At 61.8% G+C, this 1,469-nt stretch carries 2 protein-coding genes; both read right to left on the bottom strand.

All coding sequences use genetic code 11. From position 1 onward, the window contains the following. Nucleotides 1-408 precede the first annotated feature (408 nt). Entirely contained in the window at nt 409-1,185 is a 777-nt protein-coding gene (locus AB4Z46_RS35265; RefSeq protein ID WP_442288199.1) for a DUF72 domain-containing protein, read from the bottom strand. 135 nt (nt 1,186-1,320) lie between these two features. Next, nucleotides 1,321-1,469, bottom strand: a 149-nt coding sequence (locus tag AB4Z46_RS35260) for a CsbD family protein (RefSeq protein ID WP_442288200.1), incomplete at its 5' end; no start/stop codon positions are given.

Genomic DNA, 1,469 nt, shown 5'->3' with positions numbered 1-1,469 from the left:
CCCGCGAAGAGGGTAGCGGCTCGGGTGGCTACAGCGCGACTGGTTACAGTGCAGGCAAACGCTCGGACATTGGCTATGGCACTGGTGGCTACGGCGGTGGTCGTTACTGAGCCCAGTAACTTCCTCTGAAAAACCGGCTCTCCTGAGGCGGTTTTTTTTCGTCTCGTTCGCCGGTGCTGACTCGTTAACTTTTCTGATCCCGCCTCGTCCGTCGCGTGCCGCGTTATAGGGGGCATCCCGCTTTGCATAGGCTTGGCGAGACATGCTCATATGATCTGCGGCTGACGCACGCACAGATATCGTTCTAGTGCAAGTGAGCAGGCCGACGCCCGACAAAAACGGCACCTGACTTTGGTTCGACGGACCGGCTCTGCATCCTCGCGAACCGGCTGTCCACTCGATGAGTTCTCATGGCACGCTGCCCACGCAGCTACCAAGCCGCAATGCATCGCCCACCGCCTCGCCCCCTGCGGTGTTGTCAAAAATGCACCAGCAGTGCCGGGCGTCTCTCGCGGCCTCAAGCAGTCGCAGCGCGAGCGATGCCAGCAGGGCGTCTTCGTACCGGGACCAGTACACCCGGGGTGAGCCGTGAAGCCTCAAACGAATGGTCTCTTGCCACCCACCCGGTGTGGCCCCTGCATCGTGGCGCACGGGATCGGCGAGTGCGCGTGTGAACCTGAACTTCGCGAGCAGAAGATCCGCTTCGGCAGAGAACCAACTCGCGTGGCGCGGCTCGACCGCGACCGGTCCAATGTGGCGTTTCCGCAGTTGGGCTCCGAAGCGGCCCGCCAACCTGGAATCGAAGGCCAGGCTGGGCGGCAACTGCACGAGCAGGCAACGCAGTTTCGTTCCAAGCCCCTGCGCTTGCTCCAGAAATGCATCGAAGAGCGGCATTGCTGCTGCAGCCAGCCGAAGCTCATGCGTGATCGCCTTGGGGATCTTCACGCTGAACGCAAAGTCGGGCGGCGCGCTGGCCGCCCAGCGCTCGTACGTTTGCCGACGGTGCGGTTTGTAGAACGAGCTGTTGATCTCGACGGCGTTGAAGCGGGTGGCATAGCGGGCCAACCGCGATTCACCTTTGCCGAATTGACCCCGGAAGGCGCTAGGCAGCCCCCAGCCTGCACATCCGATGCGGATGACACGATTCACCCCCACGCTCGCCGTGGCTTCGACATGAACGTTCATGAGACACCCACCGTCGTCCCTTTTGGCAGGAATCCCAGATCTTCATCGGACTTGCAAGCGCCCTGCCCAGGGTCACTGAACGGCATCGGGGCCGCAATATCCCCCGACCGCTTTGCAGGATGCAACTAGCGGCCGTCAGGGCTTCTTCGTGACGGTCTTTACCGCATCCTTGACATCGCCGACCTTCTTCTGAACTGCTCCTGCAACCTTGTCCGCGGAGCCTTCGGCTTGCAACCTTTCATTGCCGACGGCCTTGCCCACCGTCTCTTTGACGCTGCCCTTTT

Origin of the sequence: Variovorax sp. M-6, assembly GCF_052114385.1 — a bacterium.
GTDB lineage: Bacteria > Pseudomonadota > Gammaproteobacteria > Burkholderiales > Burkholderiaceae_C > Variovorax.
The sequence above is the reverse complement of the archived record's forward strand: the minus strand, read 5'-3'. Positions and strand labels throughout refer to the sequence as shown.

Coding starts and splice junctions, on each gene's coding strand:
- AB4Z46_RS35265 (WP_442288199.1), bottom strand. CDS start 1,185: ATGAACGTTCATGTCGAAGCCACGGCGAGCGTGGGGGTGAATCGTGTC.